The sequence below is a fragment of the Cytobacillus sp. FSL H8-0458 genome, assembly GCF_038002165.1.
GTDB lineage: Bacteria > Bacillota > Bacilli > Bacillales > Cytobacillaceae > Cytobacillus.
The window spans coordinates 1,206,246-1,226,280 of sequence record NZ_JBBOBR010000001.1; the positions used below are offsets into that span (position 1 = coordinate 1,206,246).

The 20,035-nt window shown below is 44.4% G+C and carries 16 protein-coding genes; 14 read left to right on the forward strand and 2 right to left on the reverse strand.

Features of this window, described 5'->3' with window-relative positions; genetic code table 11:
• The first annotated feature begins 12 nt into the window (after nucleotides 1–12).
• The 9 genes from NYE23_RS06135 (at nucleotide 13) to NYE23_RS06175 (ending at nucleotide 9,144) form a co-directional block, all read left to right on the forward strand.
• Complete coding sequence (locus tag NYE23_RS06135) at nucleotides 13–909, forward strand: ABC transporter permease (protein WP_341076263.1); 897 nt, start codon at nucleotides 13–15, stop codon at nucleotides 907–909.
• A 15-nt stretch (nucleotides 910–924) separates the two neighbouring features.
• Nucleotides 925–1,914 carry an ABC transporter ATP-binding protein gene (locus NYE23_RS06140; RefSeq protein ID WP_341076265.1) on the forward strand — a complete coding sequence of 330 codons (990 nt, stop codon included), beginning with the start codon at nucleotides 925–927 and terminating at the stop codon, nucleotides 1,912–1,914.
• A complete protein-coding gene (locus tag NYE23_RS06145; RefSeq protein WP_341080617.1) occupies nucleotides 1,907–2,875 on the forward strand; it encodes an ABC transporter ATP-binding protein in 969 nt (322 codons plus the stop codon). Before NYE23_RS06140 ends, NYE23_RS06145 begins: the two co-directional genes overlap by 8 nt.
• Before the next feature lie 240 nt (nucleotides 2,876–3,115).
• Complete coding sequence (locus tag NYE23_RS06150; RefSeq protein ID WP_341076267.1) at nucleotides 3,116–4,024, forward strand: sugar phosphate isomerase/epimerase family protein; 909 nt, start codon at nucleotides 3,116–3,118, stop codon at nucleotides 4,022–4,024.
• A gap of 5 nt (nucleotides 4,025–4,029) precedes the next feature.
• Nucleotides 4,030–5,091: a Gfo/Idh/MocA family protein gene (locus tag NYE23_RS06155; protein ID WP_341076268.1), complete on the forward strand. Its 1,062-nt coding sequence runs from the start codon at nucleotides 4,030–4,032 to the stop codon at nucleotides 5,089–5,091.
• Nucleotide 5,092: 1 nt separating this feature from the next.
• Entirely contained in the window at nucleotides 5,093–5,980 is an 888-nt protein-coding gene (locus NYE23_RS06160) for a sugar phosphate isomerase/epimerase family protein (RefSeq protein WP_341076270.1), read from the forward strand.
• 234 nt (nucleotides 5,981–6,214) lie between these two features.
• The gene (locus NYE23_RS06165; protein ID WP_341076272.1) at nucleotides 6,215–7,369 is read left to right on the forward strand and encodes an ROK family transcriptional regulator; all 1,155 of its coding nucleotides are present in this window, start codon (nucleotides 6,215–6,217) and stop codon (nucleotides 7,367–7,369) included.
• Nucleotides 7,370–7,397: 28 nt separating this feature from the next.
• Nucleotides 7,398–8,414 (forward strand): asparaginase, encoded by a 1,017-nt coding sequence (locus tag NYE23_RS06170; RefSeq protein ID WP_341076273.1) that lies wholly within the window; start codon nucleotides 7,398–7,400, stop codon nucleotides 8,412–8,414.
• Nucleotides 8,415–8,457: 43 nt separating this feature from the next.
• On the forward strand, nucleotides 8,458–9,144 hold the full coding sequence (locus tag NYE23_RS06175; protein ID WP_341076275.1) for a copper homeostasis protein CutC: 687 nt from the start codon (nucleotides 8,458–8,460) through the stop codon (nucleotides 9,142–9,144).
• Between the two features lie 120 nt (nucleotides 9,145–9,264).
• Here the strand turns inward: NYE23_RS06175 and NYE23_RS06180 are convergent, their stop codons facing one another.
• Nucleotides 9,265–10,053, reverse strand: coding sequence for an HAD family hydrolase (locus NYE23_RS06180; RefSeq protein ID WP_341076276.1), 789 nt, complete (start codon nucleotides 10,051–10,053; stop codon nucleotides 9,265–9,267).
• Nucleotides 10,054–10,385: 332 nt separating this feature from the next.
• Here NYE23_RS06180 and NYE23_RS06185 point away from each other — a divergent pair, with 332 nt between their 5' ends.
• The gene (locus tag NYE23_RS06185) at nucleotides 10,386–10,547 is read left to right on the forward strand and encodes a hypothetical protein (RefSeq protein WP_335689851.1); all 162 of its coding nucleotides are present in this window, start codon (nucleotides 10,386–10,388) and stop codon (nucleotides 10,545–10,547) included.
• A gap of 1,040 nt (nucleotides 10,548–11,587) precedes the next feature.
• Nucleotides 11,588–13,492, forward strand: a complete 1,905-nt coding sequence (locus tag NYE23_RS06190; protein ID WP_341076278.1) for an endonuclease MutS2 — start codon at nucleotides 11,588–11,590, stop codon at nucleotides 13,490–13,492.
• Nucleotides 13,493–13,984: 492 nt separating this feature from the next.
• Here the strand turns inward: NYE23_RS06190 and NYE23_RS06195 are convergent, their stop codons facing one another.
• On the reverse strand, nucleotides 13,985–15,409 hold the full coding sequence (locus NYE23_RS06195; protein ID WP_341076280.1) for a Na+/H+ antiporter NhaC family protein: 1,425 nt from the start codon (nucleotides 15,407–15,409) through the stop codon (nucleotides 13,985–13,987).
• 337 nt (nucleotides 15,410–15,746) lie between these two features.
• Between NYE23_RS06195 and NYE23_RS06200 the strand changes: the two genes are divergently transcribed.
• The 3 genes from NYE23_RS06200 (at nucleotide 15,747) to NYE23_RS06210 (ending at nucleotide 20,023) form a co-directional block, all read left to right on the forward strand.
• Nucleotides 15,747–16,001: a heterocycloanthracin/sonorensin family bacteriocin gene (locus tag NYE23_RS06200; protein ID WP_341080618.1), complete on the forward strand. Its 255-nt coding sequence runs from the start codon at nucleotides 15,747–15,749 to the stop codon at nucleotides 15,999–16,001.
• Nucleotides 16,002–16,148: 147 nt separating this feature from the next.
• Nucleotides 16,149–18,083, forward strand: coding sequence for a putative thiazole-containing bacteriocin maturation protein (locus NYE23_RS06205; protein WP_341076281.1), 1,935 nt, complete (start codon nucleotides 16,149–16,151; stop codon nucleotides 18,081–18,083).
• Complete coding sequence (locus tag NYE23_RS06210) at nucleotides 18,080–20,023, forward strand: TOMM precursor leader peptide-binding protein (RefSeq protein WP_341076282.1); 1,944 nt, start codon at nucleotides 18,080–18,082, stop codon at nucleotides 20,021–20,023. Before NYE23_RS06205 ends, NYE23_RS06210 begins: the two co-directional genes overlap by 4 nt.
• Nucleotides 20,024–20,035: the final 12 nt, after the last annotated feature.

Consider the following 20,035-nt stretch of genomic DNA (forward strand, 5'->3'; position numbering starts at 1 on the left):
AGGAGGGGAATCATGGAAATCATAAAAGAAGTTAATACCTATACCCCAGTGATTCCAAAGAAAAAATACTCACCTGTTAAAGAATTCTTTAAGAATTGGAAAAAGCAAAAAATGGCATTTGGGGCAAGCATTTTTATACTGCTGCTAATTATCATTGCCATCATTGGGCCCTATATTGCACCCTATGATCCGTATGAGCCTGATTATAATACGACGCTGCAGGGTCCAAGCAATGAACATTTGGCAGGCACGGATGAATACGGCCGCGATATTTTCAGCCGCTTGCTCGTCGGTGCAAGAATCTCGCTTGGTGTCAGTTTTCTGGCTGTTTTTTTGGGAGCGGCTGGAGGAATCATTCTTGGCCTGATGAGCGGTTATTTTGGCGGCTGGCTGGATCGGCTTATTATGCGCGGCAGTGATGTTATGTTTGCGTTTCCGGATCTGCTGCTGGCAATCGCCATTGTGGCCATCTTAGGACCGGGATTAACAAATGTGGTAATTGCCGTGTCCATTTTCAGCATACCATCTTTTGCAAGACTGGTGAGGGGATCGACTTTAGAGGGGAAAGAGACCGTCTTTGTCGAAGCGGCGAAATCAATGGGAGCCTCGCACAGGAGGATTATGTTCAAGCATATTTTTCCTGAAACCCTTGGAAGCTTAATCGTATTTATTACGATGAGAATTGGAACGGCGATCTTAGCGGCCTCCAGTTTGAGTTTTCTGGGTCTCGGTGCCAGTCCTGAAACACCGGATTGGGGTGCTATGCTCAGCCTTGGACGTGATTATTTAGGAACAGCTTCCCATGTTGTCATGATGCCGGGATTAGCGATCTTTTTGACTGTTCTTGCTTTCAATCTTGTCGGAGATGGGCTCAGGGATGTCCTGGACCCTAAAACGAAGAATGAGTAAGGGAGATTGAAGAAAATGGAGAAGCTATTGCAGGTAAGCAGGCTGGAGACGCAATTTACTAAGGATAAGGAAAAACTGAAGATTTTGCGGGGCGTCAGTTTTCATATCAATAAAGGAGAGGTACTCGGGCTCGTAGGGGAATCCGGCTGCGGCAAAAGTCTAACCTCCCTGTCGATCATGAAATTATTTAAAGGCACAAGCGGAGAAATATCGGGCGGAAGCATTTCCTTCAAGGGTGAAGATCTTACTCATAAAACAGAGAGGGAAATGAGAAAGATCCGCGGAAAACAAATGGCCATGATTTTTCAGGAGCCGATGACTTCATTAAATCCCGTCATGAAAATAGGGGAACAGCTGCTGGAGCCTATCCGGCTGCATCTTGATTTAAACGAAAAACAGGCGAAGGAGCATGTGATTTTTATTTTAAAGAAAGTCGGAATCCCCCGGGCGGAAGAAATCGTTTATGAATTTCCCCATCAGCTGTCTGGAGGGATGCGGCAAAGGATTATGATTGCGATGGCCATGTCCTGCAATCCGCAGCTTCTAATAGCAGATGAGCCGACGACTGCACTGGATGTAACGATTCAGGCGCAGATACTGGAATTGATGAAACAGCTGCAGCGGGAGGAAGGAATGTCCGTTCTATTGATTACCCATGATCTGGGTGTAGTGGCGGAAATGTGTGACCGGGTAGCAGTCATGTATGCAGGCCGGGTAGTGGAGGAAGCAAATGTTTTCGATTTATTTGAAAGCCCGAAGCATCCTTATACGAAAGGACTGATAGGATCTGTTCCAAAAATCGGGCAGAGGAAGGATAAACTGACATCCATTAAAGGGAATGTGCCCGATCCCGGCAATATGCCAAAGGGCTGCAAATTTGCTCCAAGATGCAATGAGGCCATGGCTATTTGTTTTGAAGAAGAGCCGAATGCCACTGATCTGGGAAATGGGAGAAAGTGCAGCTGCTGGATGATTGAAGAAGGGAGGAAGAATGTATATGCCTGAGACACTGCTGAAAATAAACGGGCTGAAAAAGTCATTCATGCTTCCGGGCGGCATGTTTGCCAAAAAGAGATCATTAAAGGCAGTCCATGATGTGTCTTTCCGCATCGAGCAGGGAACTACATACAGCCTGGTTGGAGAAAGCGGGTGCGGCAAGTCCACAACAGGACGGCTGATCTCAAGGCTGCTGACTCCCAATCACGGTGAAATCTGGATTGATGGCGAAGAAATTTCACAAAAGAAAGAATCACAGCTGAAATTGGTGCGAAAGAAGGTGCAGATGATCTTTCAAGACCCCTACGCATCTCTTAATCCAAGAATGAAAGTAAGAGAGATTATTGCCGAACCTCTTGTGATCCATACGAAACTATCAAAAACGGAACGTAATAGATTAGTTAGCGAAATGCTGGAAGTCGTTGGACTGACAGAGCATCATGCTGACAGGTATGCTCATGAATTCAGCGGCGGACAGCGCCAGCGGATCGGCATAGCGAGGGCGCTGATTATGAAGCCTAAGCTCATTATAGCGGATGAACCCGTATCAGCTCTTGATGTTTCCATTCAATCTCAAATCCTTAACTTATTAAAGGATTTGCAGACTGAATTTAATCTTACCTACCTATTTATTTCACATGATTTAAGTGTAGTCGAACACATCAGCGACAGCATCGGGGTCATGTATCTTGGCACCATCGTAGAATCGGGACCGAAGGATGTCATCTTCTCAAATCCGCAGCATCCTTATACAAAAGCACTGCTGTCTTCTGTGCCAGTTCCGGATCCAAGGCTGAGAAGGGAGCGTATTGTCCTGCAGGGAGACTTGCCGAGTCCGGTTAACCCGCCTTCCGGGTGCCGTTTTCATACGAGATGTCCTGCATGTATGGATATTTGCAGAACAGTGGAACCAGAGGTGAAAAAAGGACTGGCTGATGATCATTTTGTTGCATGTCATTTAATAGATTAGCCAAACCCATATTTAGTGCCGATTCAATGAGAGTTTTTCTAAAGGATTTTTCGAGCTGCAGGAATTTATCGTCACTTTGCCTTGTTTATCGGTCAACTTTTAATTACATCGGTCTGTTTTCGGAGATTTCGGTCAGAATTTAATTTTATCGGTCACATTTTATATATATCGGTCACTTGGCGGTATATCAGCACTCCTGCGAATTCACTATAAATATACAAGAAATAGGAGAGGATTTTCATGAAGGTTGGACTTAGCACGTACAGTTTAGTAAGAGAATTAAGAGATGGCAATATGACGGTTCTGGATGTGATCGACTGGATTGCCGAAAATGGCGGGGAGCATATGGAAATTGTCCCTTATGGTTTTTCGGTTGTGGATAATGCGGAGCTGGCACATCAAATTAAGACAAGAGCAGAATCAGCTGGGATTGAACTTTCTGCCTATTCTCTGCCGGCCAATTTTGTTCAGCCTACACAGGAAGCGTTCGAACAAGAAGTGGAGCGGCTGAAAGAGCATGTGGATATCGTTAATCTCATGGGCATTAAGATTATGCGCCATGATGTAACAGCATTTCAGCTTAAGCCGGAAGAAATGACCATTCACTATTTTGAAGAGCATTTTGATAAGTTAGTAGAAGGAAGCCGTCAAATCGCAGATTATGCAGCACAATACGGCATTACGACAACCATTGAAAACCACGGATTCAATGTCCAATCGAGCGACCGGGTTCAGCGGGTCATTCATGAGGTGGACCGTCCTAACTTCAAAACAACTCTCGATGTCGGTAATTTCCTTTGCATTGATGAGGATCCGCTCGTTGGGGTGAAAAAGAATCTAAAATATGCTGCAACGGTCCATTTAAAAGATTTTTATATTCGCCCATATTTTGAGAATCCGGGTGATGGAGTCTGGTTCAGGACTGTAAATGAAAACTATCTGCGCGGAGCAATCGTCGGCCACGGAGATTTAAATATACGCGAGATTATTAGATTGATAAAGGGCTCCGGTTATGACGGTTATTTGACAGTGGAATTTGAGGGTATGGAAGATTGCAGGACTGGTTCCAAAATTGGCATGGATAATGTAAGAAGATTATGGAATGAAGTGCAGGCAGTGAATGAATCTAAGCCGGTTTTGAAAGGGTGAAGAAAGTGGAGCCTTTAAGAGTCTGTATTATAGGAGCCGGATCCATATCTGATATGCACTTCAAGTCCTTTGCCGTTAATTCTGATGCTGTCCTGTACGGGGTTTTTGATTATTCTTTAGAAAGAGCAGAAACGAAAGCGCTGGAGTATGGTATCAGCCGTGTATATAAAAATATAGAAGAAGTATATAGTGATCCGAATGTCGATGCAGTAAGCATTTGCACCTGGAATAATAGCCATGCGGAAATATCTGTTGGGGCACTAAACGCTGGAAAACATGTGCTGGTAGAAAAGCCTTTGGCCATGAATGTGGAAGAAGCGTTAAAAGTGGAAGAAGCTGTAAGGAATAGCGGAAAAACCCTGCAGGTAGGTTTCGTCCGGAGGTTTGCCACAAATACAAAAGTGCTGAAAGCTTTTGCTGATAACGGAACTTTGGGCGACATTTACTATGCTAAAGCATCATGCCTGCGCCGTCTGGGAAATCCCGGGGGATGGTTTGCAGACAAAGATCGCTCTGGGGGAGGTCCCTTAATTGACCTGGGTGTCCATGTCATCGATGTGTGCTGGTACCTGATGGGCCGTCCCAAAGTGAAGTCGATCTCCGGGAATGTGTACAGTAAGCTGGGGAACAGAGGGAATGTCGAGAATTTACGCTTTTATAAAGCGGCAGATTATCAAAAAGACCGTAACACAGTAGAGGATTTGGCGAATGCACTGATTATGTTCGAAAATGGCGCATCTTTATTTGTCGATGTATCCTTTACACTCCATGCAAAACAAGATGAAATTGGAGTCAAATTATATGGCACAAAAGGCGGAGCAGAACTGGAACCTGAATTGGCCATTGTAAGGGAAGAAAATAACACCATTATAAATATTCACCCGCAGATAGATCATTTAACATTTGATTTTGCCAATGCCTTTCAGAATCAGATAGATTCCTTTGTTTCGAGCTGCATAACAGGAACAAATCCATTGGCGCCCGTTGAAGATGGGGTGGAAATGATGAAGATCCTCGCAGGCATTTATGAAGCGGCAGATAAGCGAAGTGAGGTGACGTTTGCTTAAAATGGAGACTGTAAAACTCTCAAATAAGATTGGTGTAATGGTGGATAGTCTCAGGCTGCCCTTGTACGAAGGACTAAAAGTATGCAGGGATATGGGAGCTGATGGTGTACAAATATATGCGGTTGAAGGAGAAATGGCTCCTGAAAATATGGATCAGAACTCCCGGAAACAGCTTAAGAGCTATTTGGAATCCATTGGCCTGGAAATATCGGCACTTTGCGGTGACCTTGGAGGACATGGGTTTCAAAATGCTGTTCAAAACCCGGTTAAAATCGAAAAATCCAAACGCATTTTGGATCTCGCTGCAGAATTGGGAACAAATATTGTGACGACGCATATTGGCATTATTCCTGAGGAGCAGAACAGCCCCATCTATGAAGCCATGCAGACAGCTTGTGAAGAACTGGCTGTTTATGCAAGCAGCATGAATGCTTACTTTGCCATTGAGACAGGGCCTGAACCATCCGCCAGGCTCAAAAGTTTCCTGGATACACTGAGCACGAATGGGGTATCAGTAAATTTTGATCCGGCGAATATGGTGATGGTGACAGGAGATGACCCGGCAGATGGTGTCAGGCTTCTAAAGGATTATATTGTCCATACACATGTGAAGGATGGAAAGAGGCTTAAGCCTGCTGATCCCCGTGATGTATACGGGTTCCTTGGATATGGGGGCGGAACAGACCATGAGAAAATTGCCGAAATGGTTGCCTCAGGTGAATATTTTAGGGAGCTTCCGCTCGGAAAGGGGAACGTTGATTTCCAGGCTTACTTCAATGCTTTGACCGAAATTAATTATCAAGGCTACTTAACGATTGAAAGAGAAGTAGATCAAAATCCAATCCGTGATATTGCGGAAGCAGTAGAATTCATTAAAAGCTTTAGGTAAATGGATTCATGCTTTGAACAAAGTGTATAATGAGATAGGGATTTCCAATGCAATCTTCCAAAAGAGAAAAGTGATGATTTCTCTTTTGGAAGCTTAAACGAACTTGCACAGATAAGTGATCAAGTTTTAAAGGATGATGTTGGTTTTTCCAATGAAGGCGAGAGTCAACACGATTCTTTAAATGAACCTTCAGAGTTGGAAGTCTAAATCTGCAGGCATAAAGAAGGTAGGATAATGGAGAAACAAGATCAGCTTTTAATGAAAAGACAAAATAAAAATCTTGTTCTTGATATATTAAAGACTAAGTCTCCTATATCAAGGATTGATATTGCTAAAATAACGGGGATGAGCCCGACTTCCATAACGCGAATTGTCAATGAGCTTCAGCTGCAGGGCTACCTGAGGGAAACAGAGGCAGTTGCGTCAGGGGTCGGGAGAAAAGCGACCTTGCTTGAAGTTCGCGGTGATGTGCTATATACAGTTGGCATTGAAATTGATAAATCTCTGCTGAAGGTCGGAATTGTCAATTATATTGGAGAAATGGTTTCATTACATAAGAGTAGGAGAGATGAGTCAGAAAGTTATATGGAGACGCTCCATAAAATAAATATGATCATTCAAAAAATCATGGATGAAAACGAGATTCCTGCTGCCAAAATAATGGGCCTCGCTGTCGGTTTACCTGGGTATATAGATTATAAAAACGGGATTGTAAAAGTATCGGATCAGTTAAAGTGGAGAGATGCAAGCCTGGCTGAAGATCTGCAAAAGCTTACCTCTTTTAATGTCATAGTTGATAATGAACTAAAAATGAAGATTGTCGCAGAGAGCTTTACAGGGAAAGCAAAGAATTCACAGAATTCCATCTTAATAGGCATTGGATCAGGAATTGGTTCTTCAATCATGCTTAATGGAGAAATTTACAGAGGGGAAACCAATAATGCCGGGGAAATCGGGCATACCGTGATTGATCCTACAGGCAATGTCTGCAATTGCGGCAAAATAGGCTGTCTCGCAACTTATATTTCTGAAGGAGCAATCCTTACAGACAGCAGGAAAGTGAAGGATATTTCTTCTATAGAAGATGTGTTCCAATCCTACCGGGACCGTGAGCCCTGGGCATTAAATATCATGGATAGAGCCTCCACTTATATTGCTTTGGCCATCAGCAATCTCCTCTGCCTTTATAATCCTGAAGTCATTATTTTGAGCGGCAATACGATTGAGAAACTGCCTGATATGAAGGAAGCCATTGAGCAAAAATGCGAGTTGTATATTTGGGAGCCATTGAAGCAAACGGTGAGAATCGTCTATTCGGAATTAAGTGATAACGGAGTTGTTCTTGGGGCGGCCATACAGGCCCAAAATCTTATGCTGGAGCTTGAGTAGATAAGCCAATTTTAAGGAGAGAACTGAAGTGAAATATACTGCATTAGTAGAGGAAGGCAGAGGAGGGATTGTTGAGAATATTCATATCGGGATTATTTGCGGTGTGGATGATCAATTAGAATCCTTTTATCAGGTTGGTGATGAAGAGCATTACACATACTTTCGCTCCGCTTCTAAGCCGATCCAGGCGCTGCCGGTCTTCCTGACTGACATAATCGAGAAATACGGATTAACAGAGCAGGAAGCTGCATTATTTACAGCCTCCCATCGGGGAGAACCCTACCATATTAAGGCTCTGGAATCCATGCTGGCAAAACTCCCTGTAAAGGAAGAAGAACTTTATTGCCCTCCTTCTTACCCTTTAAATATACAGCCAAGAGAAGAGATGATCAGACAGGGGATTCAAAAAAGGAAGCTTTATCACAATTGCGCAGGTAAACATATGGGGTTTATTACAGTATGCCGTGAATTGGGGTTTCCGGTGGAGGGATACTGGAAAGAAGAACATCCTCTGCAAAAGCACATCCTGGAAATTCTTTCTCATTTATCAGGCATCCCGGTCTCTGCAATTCATATGGGTATTGATGGCTGCGGGGCTCCCGTTTTTGCCATACCTTTAAAAAAGATGTCCGAGGTATACCTTAAGCTGGCTTGTCCCGATTTGATTCAGGATCTCCAGCTGCAGCAGGCAGTCATTAACATGACCGCCATTATGAATAACCAGTTCAATATGGTTGCCTCACAGCAGTTTATCTGCTCGATTTTATTGGAGGATAGCAATATTGTAGCTAAAGGCGGAGCCCAGGGTGTGTATTGCTTCGGACTAAAAAAAGAACGTGCTGGATTTGCCCTCAAAGTGTTAAATGGATCTGAGGACGTCTGGCCAAACATTATTGCTTCCATACTTGAACACATACAATACAGCAATCACGACACCATTAAAAGGCTAAGAAACCTTAGGCCATCGGTTATTCGAAATGATGCAGGAATGGAAGTAGGGTCTATACAGGAAATATTCCAGTCTGAGAAATTGCCTTTAAACTAAGTTCAAATTAATGGGAAAGCACTAATAAAGGAGATACATAAATATGTTAATAGAAGTGATCGCAGATACTCTAAGTGATGCGCTACTTGCCCAGGAAGCCGGTGCAGACAGAATTGAACTGGTAACCGGGCTGGCAGAGGGCGGTCTGACACCAGGTTATGCTGTCATTGAAAGAGTGTGCAAGGAGTTAAAGATCCCAGTGAATGTGATGATCCGCCCGCACAGCCGCGGGTTTTGCTATTCGGAAGAGGACATTGAAATTATGATTCAGGATATTAGCATCTGCAAAAAATTAGGAGCTGCAGGTGTAGTATTTGGCGTTCTTACACCTGACCACAAAGTACATAGCAAACATTTGAACCGGCTAATTCAAGCTGCAGACGGACTGGACATTACCTTCCACCGGGCATTTGATGAGGCAGATGATCAATTTGCCGCATTGGAAAGTATAGTGCAGTATCCGCAGATTTCCAGAATCCTTACATCCGGCGGCCAGAGTAGTGCTGCAGATGCATCAGAAAGGCTGAAGCGCCTGAATGAGCTTACGGCTGATAGTCATTTAAAAATTATGGCAGGTGCAGGCCTGTCAGTTGATAATATTAAAGCGTTTTTGGATGAAGTGCCTGTCACTGAAGTCCATTTTGGTACAGGTGTCCGTATCCAATCCAGCTATGAGCTTGCGGTTGATCCTGAGAGAGTGCGAGTGATAAAGAAAATTATTGGTGCCTAATGGACTTAAGCGGATTTTTGCGTGAGGGAGTTGTATTCATCTATTAACCTAATATTATTGATAACAAGAGACAGGTAGATCACCTGTCTTTTTATATTGTTAATAAAATTGCAAAATACATCAAACCGCATAAGATTTTAGAAGATAACGTTCTATAAACTCAGCTAATCCATCATTTTCGTGGTGTCCTGTAACAAAGTCAGCTGCGGCTTTAACCTTTTCGCTGGCGTTCCCCATTGCCACACCAGTACCGGCATGACGAAGCATCTCTATATCATTCGGTCCGTCTCCAATAGCTGCGACTTCACTTGGACTGATTCGAAATTTGTCCAGCAAGCTTTTGATAGCAGCCCATTTGGAAACATCAGGAGCAACCAGCTCAAACCCGTCATTCCAATCGATGACCCCTGCTTCTGTTTTAAACAAAGCGGATAATTCAGGACTTGGTGAACCTGTTCGAACACTATATTTAAGAACATCCTGATAAGTTGCCAGTCTTAAATCACCAATATACTGCGGCGGAATTTGCCCGACCTGAGTCCAATAATCGATTTCTTCATTTGTTTCCTTACAATATAGCCCAGTTGATGTATGGATCATAACATTACATGGACTTTCTGCCGTCAGATGGTGAAAGCGTTCCTCGTTCAATCGTACGGTTTTCATGTGTGTAGCCCTTCCTGTCTCTGCCTCATGAATAGCGGCACCATTCAAACAGATCATCGGAGTTTGCAGTCCAATTTCTTTATGGTAGGGAGCGGTAACTTCATAATGCCGGCCAGTGGCTAGAAACACCATGACGCCCTGATCTATGAGCCGATAAATGGCTTCCATGTTTCGGCGGGAAATGCAATTTGAGGCTTTCAGGAGTGTACCATCCATATCAATAAATACTGCACGAAGATTCATTTATATTGCCTCCTCATTCGTTGATAAACCAATCATATCCTCTTAATATTAATGCCAGGTAAACTCTGTTTATAGAATTGTGTTTTTTATCGAGCTGAAACATCCATAAAGAATTGAGGGGATAGACGATTAAACTTAGATCATCTGTTCTAATCTATTTCCTTGTGAAGTGACCTTAGTCCCGCTATTTGAAAAAGCTATGTTTTATTTTCATGAACTTTCTTAAAAGAAGGTTAATGTATGTAAAAAAATGGATTATGACCTTCTATTTCCTTTCTGATTCTTCTATGATTACTACTGTAACAACTATAGCAGCCAAGGAGGAATTGGAAATGAAAAAATGGTTATTAGCTATGATGGCGGTTTTAATGATTACAGGTGTGGCTACAGGCTGCAGCAATGAAGATGAGACTGACGAGACGAACACAGAAGAAACTGAAGATACGGGAACAGAAGAAGGTACTGAAGAAGAAACTGAAGAAGAAACAGAGTAAAGAATCAAATTCATAGAAAGTGCGCCTTTTGGAGAAGGCGCACTTTCTTTTTGAAGAACAGGTTTTTAAACAAAGCTGTTTTCGCGAACTCGTTTTTTCGGCCTCATAGAGGCTCCATGGTGACGGTTTTCTTCTCGTTGCAGGAATATTCGTCATCATGGAGCTTTCATGGTGACCGTTTTCTCATGGTTACAAGAATTTTCGTCATCATAGAGCCTTCATGGTGACGGTTTTCTCCTGGGTGCAAGAATTTTCGTCATCATGGAGCTTTCATGGTGACCGTTTTCTCATGGTTATAAGAATATTCGTCATCATGTGTCCTTCATGGCTACGGTTTTCTCCTGACTGCAGGAATTTTCGTCATCATGGAGCCTTCATGGCTACGATTTTATCCTCGTTGCTTTTTGTATATTGTGTACTGAGTTGATTGCAGCGAAATATTCGAGATCCTCGGAAATGTAATCGCATTTTCAAAGTGCGGTGATTATTCTAGGATGCTTTCTCAAAGTCTTACGGGAGTAGCGATACAGGTGGGACCTCAAAGACGCGCAGCGTCGAGGAGGCTCAGCTCCCGCCCCACGAAACAAGAGCAGCCTGGAGCGGAAATCAACGGACAACATTTAATAGACGAAAAACAACAATTTTTACGAAAAGAGCCATAAATAATGTACAAATAATTCCAAAAGCAGTTTGACGAGACTGGCTGTTCCGTGCTACATTAATTTCATATTATTAAAAGGTGTGGTGAAGTATGTCGATTGCAGGTGTCAACTAATTGTTTAGTTGAATTAGGTGCTAATTTTCTGGTTATCTCCAGTTTATTAAGAATGCCTTTTTTCAAACATAACTTGTTTGAATACCTGCCATAAGACTGCTTCCATTTCTATATATTCCTGCAGCCAGAAATTAAGACACTAATCAGGTCTTAGTTTCTTTATGCCTGTTCGAAAAGTAGATCGCCCGCGGAAGTTTTCTGCCCAATTCACATTGGGGTGGGGAAGGCTTTCGCGGGCTATTTTATTTGGAATGAGGCAGAGAGAATGAATGAAATGACCTTTGATAAATTACAATACCACGAATTGAAAAATAAAGTGAAACAGCATTGCGTCAGCAGTTTAGGGAAAGCGCTGATCGATAGGCTGGAGCCGAGCTCAAATATAAAAGCTGTCCGCAATCGCTTAAATGAAACAAGCGAGGCGAGAAGGCTGCTGGACGCCGAAAAGCATCTGCCATTAACCGGCATTTCCAATATCACAAGCATAATTGAAAAAGTGGAAAAAGGGATCATATTAACTCCTTCAGAGTTAAACGCTGTATCCGATTTTCTAAGAGGCTGCCGGAAAATCAAAAAGTTTATGGCAGATAAAGAATTTTTTGCGCCAGTTCTCTACACGTATGCATTATCTATGACGGAATTCAGAAATATTGAAGAAGAGATTTTATATGCAATCAAAGGAAACATGGTTGACTCAGGTGCCAGCAAAGAGCTGAAACGGATTAGAAACCATCTTGCCAAAACCGAAGAGAAAATTGAAGAACGATTGAATAAGTTCTTGCGGAGCAGTGCTAATAAGGAATATATTCAAGAATTTTATATAAGCAAAAAGGATGATCGCTTTACAATTCCCATTAAAGCTTCCTTTAAAAATCAGGTAGCAGGGACAGTAATCGAAACATCTTCAAAAGGGTCTACTGTTTTCATAGAGCCTGATGCCGTTTCAAAGCTTAATGTAGAATTGGCCATGCTGAAATCGGAGGAATCGGTGGAGGAATATCAAATCTTAGCCACGCTTTCCGGAGCGATTCTTGAATCCATTCATGAGATTCGCATCAATATTGAATGCATCAGCCAGTACGACATGATTTTTGCGAAAGCGAAGTACAGCAAAAGTACGGATGCCATCGAACCGGAGATAAATAATCATGGGTATATCAAATTGGTAAACAGTAAACATCCTTTATTGGAAGGAAACGTTGTCCCGCTGGATTTTGAAATCGGGAAGGACTATAGAAGCTTAATCATAACTGGCCCAAATGCAGGCGGGAAAACCGTCGTCCTAAAGACAATCGGACTCCTTACTCTGGCTGTCATGTCCGGATTTCATATTATGGCGAAGCCGGGGAGTGAAATCGCCATATTTGACAATGTCTTTGTAGATATTGGCGATAATCAGAGCATTGAGAATGCCTTGAGTACGTTTTCTTCCCATATGAAGAACATTTCCGAGATCATGAGTGCAGCCACTAATAATACGCTGCTTTTATTCGATGAGATTGGGAGCGGAACAGAGCCGAATGAAGGAGCTGCATTGGCTATTGCCATTCTGGAAGAGTTTTATCATATGGGATGCATCACGATTGCCACTACTCACTATGGTGAGATTAAACGTTATTCTGAAATGCATGATGATTTTATAAATGCTGCCATGTTATTCGATAGTGCCGAATTGAGGCCGATGTATAAGCTTTTAATAGGTGAATCTGGAGAGAGCAATGCGCTTTGGATTTCCAGAAAAATGAATATCCGCGAACATGTCCTGAAGCGTGCGCAAAAGTATATTGAAAATAAGGATTATAATCTGGAAGCAGTACGGGAGAACAAAATAAGGAAGCCATTGATTGAAGCGGGGCAGACAGAACATGTGTATCAATATGAAATTGGTGACCGGGTAAAAGTAATCAGCCAGGATGATTACGCCATTGTATTTGAGCCAATAGATAAATTTAATAACATCAAGCTGTTCTATAAAGGTGAAATAGTTGAAGTGAACAGTAAGAGGATTGAATTGGACATTAAAGCAAGCGAGCTATATCCGGAAGGGTATGACAGGAATACCTTATTTACCAGTTATCATGAACGTAAGCTGCAGCATGATTTGGAGAGAGGATCGAAAAAGGCACTGCGAAAGGTTGGAAAGGAGATTAGGAATAGGAAGCAGGAATAGAATGAGGCGATTCTCCTTGTGGAGGATCGCCTTTTTACTGTATTTTCTGTCTGAAGCTGCTTTAAGTTCTTTAGGTTCGGACTCAAATCAGCGGTTTCCTGCTTTCTGAGTCCGAAGTAGTCTCGGGTTCAGACACAGACCTGCGGTTTTCTGCTTTCTGAGTCCGAAGTAGTCTCGGGTTCAGACACAGAGCTGTGGTTTTCTGCTTTCTGAGTCCGAAGTAGTCTCGGGTTCAGACACAGAGCTGTGGTTTTCTGCTTTCTGAGTCCGAAGTAGTCTCGGGTTCGGACACAGAACCGCAGTTTTCTGCTTTTTGAGTCCGATGTTGGCTCGGGTTCAGACACAGAACCGCGGTTTTCAGCTTTCTGAGTCCGAAGAAGACCCGAGTTCGGACTCTGTCATCCTGATTACCTTTTTCCCTGTCCAAAGTGTCTCGCGGATCATTGTTTAAGAATATCCGAATAACTACAAAGATGGAGTTTTAAGCAAATTCTATGAAATCAACAACCCTGACGCAATAAATAGTGCGGCAGCAATCACAGCCCCAATGGCTGAAACCTTCAATTTATATCGTGCATAGTCCACGAGGTCCATATCCAGGATCGAAGCAGTGGTAATGGTGGTATCTCCTAGCGGTGAGGTCAGCGCTCCGAATGCCCCGCTTGCAAACACTGCTCCAACGGTAAGCGGAATGGAGGCGCCGGTTGAAACTGCCAGGGTAATTCCGAGCGGCATGAACAGACCCCATGTTCCCCATGAGCTCCCAATAAAGTAGCCGACCACTGATCCTAGCAAAAAGATGGCCGCCGGTGTCAAAAAGGCTGGCAGAAAGCTTCCGAGTGAGCTCCCGATAAAGTCGGAGAAACCAAGATCCTCCGCCGCCAGGGTGAGCGCCCAAATCAGGATGAGCAGGCTGATCGCCTCCATCATCTGATTGCCTCCATCGTAAAAATGATAAAGAATTTCGTTCATTTTCTCCCGTCTGATTATGTAGAAAATAAAGGTTAAGACGAGGGTAATAAAAACAGCCAGCAGCATCACAAATGTAGCATCTGCCATGGAAAAGGCCTCGAAAATCGTATTTGCACCCTGCGACATTCCATCCTGCCATAAGAGGAACAGAGAAAAGGCGAGTAATAAAAATACAGGGAAAATCAAATGCCATGGCTGGGCTTTTACAAGCGATAATTCCTTCTTAATTCCCATCCGGTGGAATTCATGCTCTTTTTCCTCCAGATCGGTATGGGCTTCAGCTTTTTGCTCTCCTGTTTTTTTTCGGCGCCAAAACGTCTGCACAACCCCAATCAGCAGCATAATGATCGCGTAAAAATTAAACAGAATACTTAATAGAAAAATCTCATATGCAGACATATCCAGCTCCAGCCCGCTGATGCCGCCTTCAACAAGGGATACCATGAAGCCCACAAAAGCTGTTGCAACAGGAAGCAGCACAATCACGGATTCGGTTGAAATATCGAGAGTCATGCCGACTTTCTGCTTGGACAGATTCATTTTTTTAATCAAGGATTTAATAATGGGTCCGATCATCATAATCCGAAACATCGGCATCATAAAGGTGAACGGGAGAGTGATCCAGATGAACACAAGAAGGCCGCGTTCAGAGCGGATCCTTTTCCCGGCCCATTCCGAAAAGCCCTTTATGCCGCCCGCAATATTCATCATTCCGACAAGCCCGCCGAACAGATATAAAAATCCGACTATTTTAATATTCGTTTCATCGGACAAGGTGGTGACTATATAAGCGACCGACTGTTCCGTGCCAGAAAGCAGGTCTGCTGAAACGATAATGGAGCCAACAAGGATGCCCGCCACCAATCCAGGAAGAATATTCTTCAGCCAGATGGACATGCCGATCACGATTAGAAATGGTATGAGTGATAGCCAGGTGTTATTCAAGTTTATGCCCCCCATTGAAAATGCCATTACTTATTTAGTATGGCCACGGAAGGGAGGTAAATTCCGTGGCATCAACAATAATACATCATTTCCTGTGGATTTCCGGCTATTAGGAGGTACCCTCTTTTTTGCTTTATTACATAAACACATTGAATATGGGTGTTTGATTCAGTAACACCCCCCCATCCTGAGACATATTTTGTGAAGAGAGTATCCGAAGAACTGACATTTTCATAATTGATTTTGGATGTTCTTCATTATGCCCCTTGATGCTGCTTGCACATCTTATTATAAATATGGAGGTATGAACATGAATGATTTTCAAAACGAACTGCAAATGCTGAATGTCGGTGATTTCCATGCGAACGAGGCGGTTCCCTGGGATCAAAACCAGGTCTATAGTGATCAGTCCCGGTTATGCGCTGGTTTTGGGATTGGTTTGGGCTTTAGCTGCTTTTTCTTTAACTGCTTCAATTGCTTTAACTGCTTTAGCTGTTTTAATTGTTTCCGCTGCTCTAACTGTTTTAGATGCGGAGGCCGCTGTGGCGGACGCTGCGGTGGCCGTTGTGGAGGCCGTTGCGGCGGATACTAGGCTTATCGATATTAGAAAAGGGAAGCCCCTCAGTATGCAGGGGCTTTTCATTTGAGGGTCAGACATATGAGACAAATCCCAATACATAGAATGAGAGAGGAAGTATGTTTCATAAATAGGCATAGTTTACGGGTAAGGAGGAGCGAAATGAAAAATTTGACCCCTTCTGTGCGTCTGAAGGTGAAAAGGGACACGTTTTTTATCCCTGATCCAGCCAAAGGTGTGTATTTTCGGAATAATGTAAGCTCCTTCCGCATGGAAGGCAGTATGATCGATCAGTGGGTTCAAAAGCTGATGCCGATGTTTAATGGTGAGTATTCGCTGGGGGAATTGACGTCCGGCTTGCCGGGCCCGCATAGGGATCGTGTGTTTGAGATTGCGGAAGTGCTGTACCGTAACGGCTTTGTGCGGGATGTTAGCGGGGATCATCCTCATCAATTGGAAGAGCATGTTCTTAAAAAGTATTCATCCCAGATCGAATTTTTGGAAAGCTTCGGTGATTCGGGTGCATATCATTTCCAGGCATACCGGCAGGCAAAAGTGCTTGCAGCAGGTTCAGGCCCTTTTTTTGTTTCGCTGGTTTCTTCGCTGATTGAGTCCGGATTGCCTAAGGTTCATATGTTCATTACAGACCCTGAATCGACTAACATAAAGAGGCTGAAGGAGATTGTCGCACATGCCCGGCAAACAGACCCTGAAGTTTCTGCAGAGGAGGTAACACGAAAGAGTGAGGAAGATTATCCCTGGGAGGAATTGATCCAGCCGTATGATTCAATTTTATATATCTCGGAAGCAGGGAATGTAGAGGAACTGCAGGTTATACACGCCGCCTGCCGGAAAGAAAAGAAGATATTTCTTCCTGCTATGATTTACAAACAGGCCGGCATGGCAGGTCCTCTCGTGCATCCGGAATCAGAAGGATGCTGGGAGACTGCCTGGCACCGAGTCCATCAATCCGTATTTTGCAAAGACAAGCAATTGCATGCCGCCTCTTCCACGGCAGGAGCCATGCTCGCTAATTTGATTGTGTTTGAGCTGTTTAAAGAGGTTACTGGAGTGACCAGTGCTGAACAGAGAAATCAGTTTTTCCTCCTTAATCTGGAGACGCTTGAAGGAAATTGGCATTCCTTTCTGCCCCATCCAAACCTGACCGGAAATATAGCTGTGGAATGGATTCAAGATGTTGATCAGAGAATCGGACAGGATTCCGAAAGAAATAAGTCTGACAGTTTGTTTCTATTTTTCAGCCAATTGACTTCCAAAGAGTCCGGAATTTTTCATACATGGGAGGAAGGGGATTTAAAGCAGCTCCCGCTGGCACAGTGTGAAGTGCAGGCAGCAGACCCGCTAACAAAGGGGCCGGCCGAGCTCCTGCCAGCTATAATCTGTACTGATTTGAGGCATGACGAGGCACGCCGGGAAGCAGGCTTGACCGGGATTGAAGCGTATGTGTCGCGGATGGCTGAACAGCTTGCAGCCTCTGATCCTGCACATGGCGAATTTGTTGGTGTGGGAGCAGGAGAAACTTTTACAGAAGGGGTATTACGCGGACTGGATAGGTGTTTGGAAGAGAAACTGGCTAAGCGTCAAGCAGTACAGACAATAGTTGCTCCGCTGCATTTGATTGCAGTAGAAGATGAACGCTGCAGGTTCTATTTGGACGCATTGACAACCATGAAGGGAGCGCCAAAAATCTGCCAGGGTGAAGGAGTATCCGGCTTCCCTGTAATCTGGGTCAGCACAAACAACGATCGCTGGTTTGGCAGTGTTGGCTTTAATAGGACATTAGCTCTGAGGAAAGCGCTGCAGCATGCGATTGCTCAGGAGCAAAACCAAAGAGGGAGACATAAAGCAACTGCAGTGGAGGCGACATCTGTGCTTATGGAAGAAAGGGAGCCTCAGCCTCTGGTCATTCCTCCTTGTAATGAGAAGGAAAAATCCCAGCTATTGCAGTCTGCCAGACAGGTTCTGGAAGAGAACAACAAGCAGCTCTTAGTATGTGAATTTTCATTCGAGCCATTTTTGAAAGAGAGTCTGGCAGGGGTGTATGGGGTGTTCATACGAGAGGAGGAATCTCAGTGAGTGCTGTCGTGGTAGTTGTCGGAGAGGGACTGCTGGCGGACAGCGTATGCAAAGAACTGCCTGCGAAATATAAGATAGTCCGTCATTTAAATTTTGAGCCTGAACTGCCGGATGGGGCAAATTTGATTCTGGTGCTGCACGATACCTGGATGCCTTCATTTCATAAAAAGGCGGAAGAGGTATCCCGATCATCAGGTATTCCCTGGCTTCGGGGGTTTGTATCATTTGGAGAGGGTGTGATCGGCCCAATCGTCCACCCGTCCAAGCCGGGATGCTCTCAATGTGCGGACACGCGGAAACTCCTGGCAGGTCGTGACCGGGAAGAAATGTGGAAACTGCAGCAGAAATTCGAAGGGAACAGCGGATTAGAAAGTGACGCCTGGGCATCAAGCACAGGGCTTTTACAGATGTCACACCTGGTTGCATCAGAGGTTCGAAGGGTTCTGGAGGGCAGCCTGGCGGACCTGGAAGGACGAATGTATCTGGTCAGTCTGAAAACATTGAAAACCTCTCGCCACCTCATTTTGCCGGATTCATTGTGCCTCGTGTGCGGCTCCCTCCCTGAAGATTCACAGGAAGCTGCAAGAATAATCCTTAATCCAAGCTTGAAAGTTAGCACAGACAGTTACCGCTGCCGCTCATTAGAGGATTTAGAGCACTTGCTCATCAAAAATTATCTGGACCCCCGGACTGGTTTGTTAAATGGGAAAATGTATGATTTCACGCCGCCTTTTGCAGATGTAGTCGTAAACCTTCCGCTGTTTGGAGGAGACGAAGGCGTGGCAGGCCGCACTCATTCCTATCAGGTGAGCGAGCTGACAGCCATTCTGGAGGGGCTTGAGCGTTCCTGCGGCATATCGCCCCGAGGAAAGAGGACAGCAGTCTATGACAGTTACCGCAATCTGGAAGACCGGGCACTAAATCCTCTAAAAGCAGGTGTGCATGCAGATGGACAGTATTTACAGCCGAACTTTCCTTTTAATAAATTTAATCCTGATATCCCGATGAATTGGGTATGGGGTTATTCGTTTTTGCAGGAGCGCCCGATTTTGGTTCCTGAGCTGCTTGCTTATTACAGCCTTGGCTGCGGGAATGGATATGTCTATGAAACGTCCAACGGATGCGCACTGGGCGGCAGCCTGGAAGAAGCGGTTTTCTACGGTATTTTAGAAGTGGTGGAGCGTGATTCATTCCTGATGGCCTGGTACGGACAGCTGGCACTTCCGCGTCTTGATCCCTCTTCCTCCGATGACCGGGAATTGCAGATGATGATTGAGCGGGTGAGGACAGTGGGGGGATATGATCTTCTGCTGTATAACGCGACAATGGAGCACGGAATACCAAGTGTTTGGGCGATGGCGAAAAACAGGAAGAAAAAAGGTTTGAATATCATTTGTGCGGCTGGAGCCCATCCTGATCCGATCCGTGCGGTAAAAAGCGCAGTTCATGAGTTAGCTGGAATGATGGGGACAATGGACGATGATTTTGAAGCGAACAAGACGAAATTACGGCAAATGCTGCAGGATTCTTCCCTCGTCGGCAAAATGGATGACCATGGGATGCTTTACGGTTTGCCGGAAGCGGAGGAGCGGCTAGCGTTTTTACTGGATGAAAACCGTCCGCTTCGAACGTTTTCCGAGGAGTTCAAGCGGGGAAGGAGACATACAGACCTGACAGATGATCTGCAGGACCTGCTTCAGGCATTGCACAGACAAAATCTTGATGTCATAGTCGTGGATCAGACGACGCCGGAAATACAGAGGAGCGGATTGCATTGTGTCAAGGTGCTGATTCCGGGGATGCTGCCCATGACCTTTGGACACCACCTGACACGTGTAACAGGGCTTGGGAGGGTGCTGGAGGTACCAATGAAACTCGGATATACAAAAGAACCCCTTAGAGTCGAACAGCTGAATCCACATCCCCACCCATTTCCGTAAGCCCTTGCTGGG